This is a genomic window from Tabrizicola sp., from assembly GCF_036781545.1.
GTDB lineage: Bacteria > Pseudomonadota > Alphaproteobacteria > Rhodobacterales > Rhodobacteraceae > Tabrizicola.
In genome coordinates, this window is sequence record NZ_DAIQAT010000030.1 from 19,684 (window position 1) to 27,483 (window position 7,800).

The following is a 7,800-nucleotide window of genomic DNA, read 5'->3' on the forward strand; positions in this document are numbered from 1 at the left end:
ACGGCTGATGTTCCCCTTCGCCTCACTCTCGAAAGCCGAAGGGAATCGGCTGCGCGAAGAGCTGGGACGCCAGTACCGGATGCTGCGTGGCGAATTCGCGGTGCGGATGATCTTCGTGGCGCTCGGCTACGCCGTCTGCGCGCTGTATGTCAGCCCGGCGATCATGGCGGCGCTGTTCATGGTCGAACTGGGGGGCGAGCTGATTTCGCAGAGGCTGCTGCGCAGGCTGGACCCGGTGAAATCGCCCGCGCGTTACCGGGCCTTCCTTCTGTCACTGATCCCGATGGAGGCCTCGCTGATCGCGGCGGCGGGGCTGGTCTGGATGCAGGACGACGCCTATGCCAAGTCGATCGCCATCGGCATCGTCATGGGGGCGCTGCTGCATCTCTGCTCGGTGCGGTCGATCCACCTGGCGCTGGGGGCGATCGGCATGGCCACGGTCGCGGCGGTGGTGCTGACCTTCAACACCGTGCATTGGGTGTCTTTGGGCAACTGGACGGGGCTGGCGATTTCCACCGTCACGGCGCTGGTGGCCCTGAGCTATGCGACGATCGCGATGGTGTCGAACAACCGCCTGCACCGGGCGGGCGCCGAGGCGGCGGCGGCGGCGCGGGCGGCAAATGTGGCGAAGGGGCGCTTCCTGGCGCAGATCAGCCATGAGCTGCGCACCCCCCTGAATGCGGTGATCGGCCTGGGCGAGATCGAGGCGGCGGCGGCGACGGGCGCCTCGCGCCAGCGGCTGAGGACGGTCGTGACCTCGGCCCGCGACCTGGCGGTGATGCTGGACGATGCGGTGGACTATTCCGCGCTGACCGAGGGGCGGGTCGCCATCACCCCGCGGCCGGTGGCGGTGCGGGCGGAACTGTCGGCCAATCTGCTGATCTTTGAACTTCAGGCCCGCAAGCAGGGCCGCGACCTCATGGTCACGGTGGAAAAGGACGTGCCGGCGGTGCTGATGATCGACAGCCAGAGGGTGCGGCAGTGCCTGGGCAACCTGATCGGCAATGCGCTGAAGCATTCCACGCGGGGGGCGGTGACGGTCACGCTGCGCCATGCGAAGGGGCGGCTCATGATCGACGTGGCCGACCAGGGCAAGGGCATCGCGCCCGCCCTGCAGGAGAAGGTGTTCGAACCCTTCTTCCGCGGCTCGACCGAGACACCCGGCGTGGGTCTGGGCCTGTCGATCAGCCGGGCGGTGGCGCGGCAGATGGCGGGGGACCTGGTCCTCCTGCCCTCGGCGCAGGGCGCAACCTTCCGGCTGACGGTCCACGCGCCCGAGGCCGAGGCGGTGGTCGAAGCGCCGGGGCCTGCCGATTTCCGCGACACGACCGTCCTTGTCGTCGACGACATCGCGACGAACCGGCTGGTGGCGACGCAACTTCTGCTGGCTTCGGGCGCGCGGGTGGTCGAGGCGTCGAGCGGGCCGGAGGCGCTGGCCCGGCTGGCGGACGGCGGCATCGACGCGGTGCTTCTGGATCTGATGATGCCGGGGATGGACGGGACCGAGACGCTGCGGCTGCTGCGCAAGACGCATGGCCGCAGGGTGGCGGTGGTGGCGATGACGGCGGATGTGCTGGCGATCCACCGCGACGACGGGCTGCGCGAGGCGCTGGACGGGTTCCTGCCGAAGCCGATCCTGCCCGAAGCCCTGCGGGAGACCCTGGCCACGGTGCTGCAGCGGGGCTGACCGATTGCGGCAGGCCGGTGTCGGTTGCAGGCATGACGCGGGGGCGCCCGGCGCGGCAGGCTGGCGGGGCAATACGGGGAGAGACGGAACATGATCGGCGATCTGGGAGCAAGGGACGCGACCGAACTGGCGGAACTGGTGGCGCGGGGCGAGGTCAGCCCGACGGAACTTCTGGATGCCGCGCTTGCCGCGGTAGAGGCGCGCAATCCGGCGATCAACGCGGTGGTGCTGATGCAGGAAGGCGTCGCGCGGAAGTCCATTGCCGAGGGCCTGCCGCAGGGGCCGTTCCGGGGGGTGCCGTTCCTGATCAAGGATCTGGGCTGCGAGGCGAAGGATTTCCCCACGAACAACGGCTCGCGCCTCTTTGCCAACACGGTCTATTCGCAAGATTCCGCGATCTTCGAGCGGATCAGGGCGACGGGGGTCGTGACCTTCGGACGCACGACCTCGCCCGAAGGGGGGGTGGGGACGGTGACGGAAGCGACGGTCTATGGCGGGCCGACGCGGAACCCGTGGAATCTTGACCATACCTCGGGCGGGTCCTCCGGTGGGGCGGGTGCGGCGGTGGCGGCGGGGATCGTGGCCATGGCGCATGGCTCGGACGGGGGCGGGTCGGTGCGGATTCCGGCCTCGTCCTGCGGGCTCTTCGGCTTCAAGCCCACCCGTGCGCGGCTGCCGGACGGGCCCTATGCGGGCGAAGGCTGGGCGGGGATGGCGATCGACGGGTTCCTGACCCGGTCGGTGCGCGACACCGCGGTGATGCTGGACGCCTGCGAGGGGCCGGACCTGGGCGCGCCCTATGTCGCGCCGCCCCTGGGCCGGGGCCATGCGGCGGCGATCTCTCGCCCGCCGGGGCGGCTGCGGGTGGGCATCTGCGACACGACCTTCACCGGCGACCGGATCCACCCCGAGGTGGCCGAGGCGGTGCGGGCAACGGGTCGCCTGCTGGAAAGCCTGGGGCATGTGGTGGAACCGGCGCGGCCCGCTGCGGATGTGCCGGTGATGATGCGGGCCTGGACCGATATCGTCGGCGTCGGCACCGCCCTGTCGATCCGGTCGAAGCTGGGCGACCGCCCGCCGCGCGCCGATGAGGTGGAAGGCGTCAGCCGGGGGGCCTGGGCGCATTCGCAGACCCTGCATCCGACGCGCTATCTTCAGGCGGTGGGCGAAATCCACGCGTTCGGGCGCCAGATGGCGGGGTTCTTCGACCAGGGCCCCGATGTCCTTCTGACCGCCACGCTGGCAGAGCCCCCGGCCAAGGTCGGCCGTTTCGCGCCGACGACCGAGGATTATGTCGCCTATCGCACCGGGCCGCAGGGCATCTTCGCCTATTCGCCGTTCTGCGCGGCCTTCAACGCCAGCGGCCAGCCCGCCGCAAGCCTGCCGCTGGGGTGGTCGGCGGACGGGCTTCCCATCGGGGTGCATCTGGCAGCGGCCTATGGCGAGGACGAGTTGTTGATTTCCCTGTGCGCGGAAATCGAGCGCGCAGCCCCCTGGACGGGGAAAAGAGCACCGATGGCCGGGTGAAGGGAAGGAATCGCTTGTCCGGAAAGAACGTTTCCGACCAGTATGATCAAACGTTCGGGGATGAATGGGGGTATCCGTGGCCGATGAGAGCGTGATCTCGGCCCGGAATGTCGTGAAGGCATTCGGGCAAGGCGTCGGCGCCGTCAGGGCGCTGGACGATGTGTCGGTCGACATCCGGCGGGGCGAGTTCTTTACCCTGCTCGGGCCGTCGGGTTGCGGCAAGACCACCCTTCTGCGCCTGATCGCCGGGTTCGAGATGCCGACCGAGGGCACGATCCTTCTGGACGGAACCGACATCACCACCCTGCCCCCGAACCGGCGGCCGGTGAACACCGTGTTCCAGAGCTATGCGCTTTTCCCCCACCTGACGGTGGCGCAGAACATTGCCTTCGGGCTGGAGATGCTGGGCAAACCCGCGGCAGAGGTGAAGGCGCGGACCTCCGCCATGCTGGCGCTGGTCAAGCTTGACGCGATGGCGGGGCGGAAGACCAGCCAGCTGTCGGGCGGGCAGCAGCAGCGGGTGGCGCTGGCGCGCGCGCTGGCCCCGCAGCCGAAGGTGCTTTTGCTGGACGAACCCCTGTCCGCGCTGGACCTCAAGCTGCGCAAGGAAATGCAGATCGAGCTGAAGCGGCTGCAGACGGAAACCGGGATCACCTTCATCTTCGTGACGCATGATCAGGAAGAGGCGCTGACCATGTCCGACCGCATCGCGGTGATGAGCGCGGGCAAGATCCAGCAGGTCGGTTCGGCGCGCGACATCTACATCCACCCGAAGAACCGCTTCGTCGCCAGCTTCATCGGCGAGACCAACTTCCTGACCGGCGAGGCCGAGGACCGTACCCTGCGGCTGGCCACGGGCGAGCGGATCGACGTGCCCGCCTTGCGCGCGGGCGGCCAGGCCACGGTCAGCGTGCGGCCAGAGCAGCTGCGGCTGGGCGCGCCGGAGGATGGCGGGCTGGCGGCGAAGGTGAAGACGCTGGTCTACTTCGGCACCGACACGCATTGCCATCTGGCGCTGGCCGACGGGACGGAAGTGGTCGCGCGGCTGCAAAGCCCCGCAAGCGGCGAGGCCGGGCTGGCCGAGGGCCAGTCGGTCGGCATCCGCTTCGCCGAGGGCGCCGTACAGAGGGTGGAGGACTGATGAGCCCCGCCGAGGAAAACGCCGTCAGGACCTCGGCCCGCAACGGCTGGCTGCTGTCCGCACCCGCGCTGGTGCTGCTGACGGTGGCGGCGGTCGGGCCGCTGCTGATCGTTCTGGTCTATTCCTTCCTGTCCCCCGGCCAGCACGGCAGCGTGATCTGGGAATTTTCGACCAACGGCTGGCGCGGCATCCTGTGGTCGAAGGACATCTTCTCGGACGAATGGATGCTGGCGGATGCCCATCTGACGATCTTCTGGCGCTCGGTCAGCCTGTCGCTGCTGACCACGATCTTCACCTTCGTCCTGGGCTTCCCCACCGCCTGGTTCATCGCCACGCGGCCAGCGCAGCAGCGGGCGATGTGGCTTTTCCTGATCACCATCCCGTTCTGGACCAACCTATTGATCCGCACCTATGCCATCAACGAGGTGCTGCGGAAGGAAGGTCTGGTCAATCTGGTGCTGCTGAAGCTGGGGGTGATCCAGGCGCCGCTGGACATGCTTTACGGCCCCTTCGCCATATTCGTCGGCATGACCTATGTCTACCTGCCACTGATGGTGCTGCCGCTCTTCGCCGCCATCGACCGCTTCGACATGAAGCTCCTGGAGGCCGGATACGACCTTTACGCCAGCCGCTGGCAGGTGCTGCGCCGGGTGATCCTGCCGATCGTCAAGCCGGGGATCATCGCCGGGTCGATCCTGGTCTTCGTGCCCTCGCTGGGGGCCTATGTCACGCCGCGCATCCTGGGTGGCGGCAAGCAGATGATGCTGGGCAACTTCATCGAGCTGCAGTTCCTGCAGGGCAAGAACTGGCCGCTTGGCGCGGCGCTGTCGATGCTGCTGCTGATCATCGTGACCGTGGCGCTTCTGGTCTATGTCCGCTACGCCAACCGGGATGCGCGCCATGGCTGAGCGGTCCTTCCACGTCGCGCGTCTGCCCGGCTTCGCCACCATGGCGGTTGTCGTCTTCATCGCGCTCTACCTGCCCATCTTCACGCTGGTCGCCTACAGCTTCAACTCGTCGATATCGGTCGCGGTCTGGGGTGGGTTCTCGCTGGACTGGTATGCCAAGGCCTGGGCCAACACCCAGGTGAAGGACGCGACGATACGGTCGCTGATCATCGCCTGCTTCGCCGCCGCCATCTCGACCGTCATCGCCACCATGGCCGCGCTGGGGACGACCCGCAGGCAGCCCTTCCGCGGGCAGACCTTCATCTACGTGATGATCAACCAGCCGCTGATGGTGCCCGAGATCGTCACCGCCGTCGCGCTGATGATCATGTTCGGGGTGATCAAGCAGGCGACCGGCATCCATGGCCTGGGCTATCTGGTGCTGGCGCATTCGGCCTTCTGCATCCCCTTCGCCTATCTGCCGATCCGCGCAAGGCTGGAGGGCATGGACAACGCGCTGGAAACCGCGGCGGCCGATCTTTACGCGACGCCCTGGGCCACCTTCCGCCGGGTGACGCTGCCCCTGCTGGCGCCGGGGATGGTGGCGGGGGCGATGCTGGCCTTCGTGATCAGCCTCGACGACGTGGTGATCACCGAATTCGTCAAATCCGGCGGCGAGGACACCCTGCCCACCTACATGCTGGGCCAGCTGCGCCGCCAGCTGACGCCCGAGATCAACGCGGTCTCCACCATGCTGCTGGCGGTGACCGTGGTGCTCTTGACCGCCTTCTTCCTGCTGACGCGCAAGAAAGACTGAAAACCAACCTGGGAGACGAGAATGAAAAGACTGCTGACCGCAACCGCGCTTCTGATGGCTTCGACCGGGATCGCCTCGGCCGAAGGGGTGCTGCAACTCTACAACTGGGGCAACTACACCAGCCCAGAGCTGCTGGAGAAGTTCAAGGCCGAGACCGGCATCACCGTCACCGTGACCGATTACGACGCCAACGACACCGCGCTGGCCAAGATCCGCGCCGGCGGCCACGGCTTCGACCTGGTGGTGCCCTCGGCCAACTATGTTCCGATCTTCCGCGACGAGGGGCTGATCGTGGAGCTGGATCACTCCCGCCTGCCCCATATCGGCAACATCGACCCGCAATGGGTTGACGTCGCCTGGGATCCGGGCCGCAAGTTCTCGATCCCGTGGCAGTGGGGCTCCACCGGCATCGTCGTCAACACCAAGGTCTATGGCGGGGACATCAACACCTCTTCGGTATTTCTCAACGTGCCGGACGAGTTGAAGGGCAAGATCAACGTTACGCCAGAGATGAACGACATCGTCAACCTCGCCATCTGGTATGTCGGCGGCGAAGCCTGCACCGAGGATACCGAGGTGCTGAAGAAGGCCCGCGACGCGCTGATCGCGGCCAAGCCGGACTGGCTGTCGATGGACTACGGCGCCACCGAGAAGATGTCGAACAACGACTGGGCGGCCTCGGTCTACTGGAACGGCGCGGCGATGCGCATCCGGCTGGCCAACCCCGACGTGGCCTATGGCTACCCGCGCGAGGGCTATCCGCTGTTCATGGATTCGGTCGCCCTGCTGAAGGATGCCCAGAACGTCGACGAAGCCTACAAGTTCCTCGACTTCATCCTGCAGCCCGAAAATGCGGCGATGATCTCCTCCTTCGCGCGCTATGCCAACGGCATCTCCGGGTCCGAGGAGTTCATGCCCGAGGACATGAAGACCGCGCCCGAGGTGATCATCCCGGAAGAGTTCAAGGCGGCCGGGCATTTCCTGCCCACCTGCTCGCCCAAGGCGCAGGAATACATGACCGCGATCTGGACCGAGTTGCAGAAGTGATTTCTGCGGCGTGAGACTGTGCCGGGGCTTTCGCGGCCCCGGCATTTCTATTGGCCGGTCGCCCGGGGGGAACCCCGGGGCCTCCGTGGGATCGTTGTGAACAGATGAAATCGGCAGACCTGCTAGAGCTTTCGGCGACCGGGCTTTCGGCGCTGATCCATGCCCGGAAACTGGCGCCGTCCGAGGTGATGGCCGCTTGGCTGGCGCAGGTCGAGGCCTGGAACGGCGCGGTGAACGCCATCGTGTCCCTGCGCGACCCCGATGCCCTGATGGCCGAGGCGCGGGCGCTGGATGATGTCCCGGCCCAAGGCTGGCTGCATGGTATTCCGTTGCCGGTGAAGGATCTGGTGGCGACGAAGGGCTTGCGCACGACCTGGGGCTCGGCCCTCCATGCGGACCATGTGCCGGTGGCGGACGACATCCTGACAGCACGGATGCGGGCGGCGGGGGCGATCATCGCGGCCAAGACCAACGTGCCGGAATGGGGCCAGGGCTCGCACAGCTTCAACCCGGTCTTCGGGGTGACGCGCAACCCCTATGACCTGACCCGCAGCGCGGGGGGCTCCTCCGGCGGCGCGGCGGCGGCTCTGGCAACCCGGATGGCCTGGGTCGCTGACGGGTCGGACATGATGGGCAGCTTGCGCAACCCGGCGGGGTTCTGCAACGTCTACGGCTTCCGCCCGACCTGGGGGCT

7 protein-coding genes are annotated in these 7,800 nt (G+C 67.4%); all 7 read left to right on the plus strand.

Going from position 1 to position 7,800, the window contains the following annotated elements; all coding sequences use genetic code 11:
* Positions 1 to 7: 7 nt before the first annotated feature.
* On the plus strand, positions 8 to 1,687 hold the full coding sequence (locus tag V7Q39_RS07450) for an ATP-binding protein (RefSeq protein WP_333815927.1): 1,680 nt from the start codon (positions 8 to 10) through the stop codon (positions 1,685 to 1,687).
* Between the two features lie 90 nt (positions 1,688 to 1,777).
* Positions 1,778 to 3,214: an amidase gene (locus V7Q39_RS07455; protein WP_333815928.1), complete on the plus strand. Its 1,437-nt coding sequence runs from the start codon at positions 1,778 to 1,780 to the stop codon at positions 3,212 to 3,214.
* Between the two features lie 64 nt (positions 3,215 to 3,278).
* Entirely contained in the window at positions 3,279 to 4,355 is a 1,077-nt protein-coding gene (locus V7Q39_RS07460) for an ABC transporter ATP-binding protein (RefSeq protein WP_443082497.1), read from the plus strand.
* On the plus strand, positions 4,355 to 5,263 hold the full coding sequence (locus V7Q39_RS07465) for an ABC transporter permease (protein WP_333815930.1): 909 nt from the start codon (positions 4,355 to 4,357) through the stop codon (positions 5,261 to 5,263). The genes V7Q39_RS07460 and V7Q39_RS07465 overlap by 1 nt, the downstream gene beginning before the upstream one ends.
* A complete protein-coding gene (locus V7Q39_RS07470; RefSeq protein ID WP_333815931.1) occupies positions 5,256 to 6,059 on the plus strand; it encodes an ABC transporter permease in 804 nt (267 codons plus the stop codon). The genes V7Q39_RS07465 and V7Q39_RS07470 overlap by 8 nt, the downstream gene beginning before the upstream one ends.
* Before the next feature lie 21 nt (positions 6,060 to 6,080).
* A complete protein-coding gene (locus tag V7Q39_RS07475) occupies positions 6,081 to 7,106 on the plus strand; it encodes an ABC transporter substrate-binding protein (protein WP_333815932.1) in 1,026 nt (341 codons plus the stop codon).
* Between the two features lie 104 nt (positions 7,107 to 7,210).
* The coding region (locus V7Q39_RS07480) for an amidase family protein (RefSeq protein WP_333815933.1) at positions 7,211 to 7,800 on the plus strand (590 nt) is incomplete at its 3' end.

Excerpts from the sequence above, each read along its gene's own strand:
- V7Q39_RS07475 (WP_333815932.1), top strand. The coding sequence starts at position 6,081 with ATGAAAAGACTGCTGACCGCAACCGCGCTTCTGATGGCTTCGACCGGG.
- V7Q39_RS07460 (WP_443082497.1), top strand. The coding sequence starts at position 3,279 with ATGGGGGTATCCGTGGCCGATGAGAGCGTGATCTCGGCCCGGAATGTC.
- V7Q39_RS07465 (WP_333815930.1), top strand. The coding sequence starts at position 4,355 with ATGAGCCCCGCCGAGGAAAACGCCGTCAGGACCTCGGCCCGCAACGGC.
- V7Q39_RS07455 (WP_333815928.1), top strand. The coding sequence starts at position 1,778 with ATGATCGGCGATCTGGGAGCAAGGGACGCGACCGAACTGGCGGAACTG.
- V7Q39_RS07450 (WP_333815927.1), top strand. The coding sequence starts at position 8 with ATGTTCCCCTTCGCCTCACTCTCGAAAGCCGAAGGGAATCGGCTGCGC.
- V7Q39_RS07470 (WP_333815931.1), top strand. The coding sequence starts at position 5,256 with ATGGCTGAGCGGTCCTTCCACGTCGCGCGTCTGCCCGGCTTCGCCACC.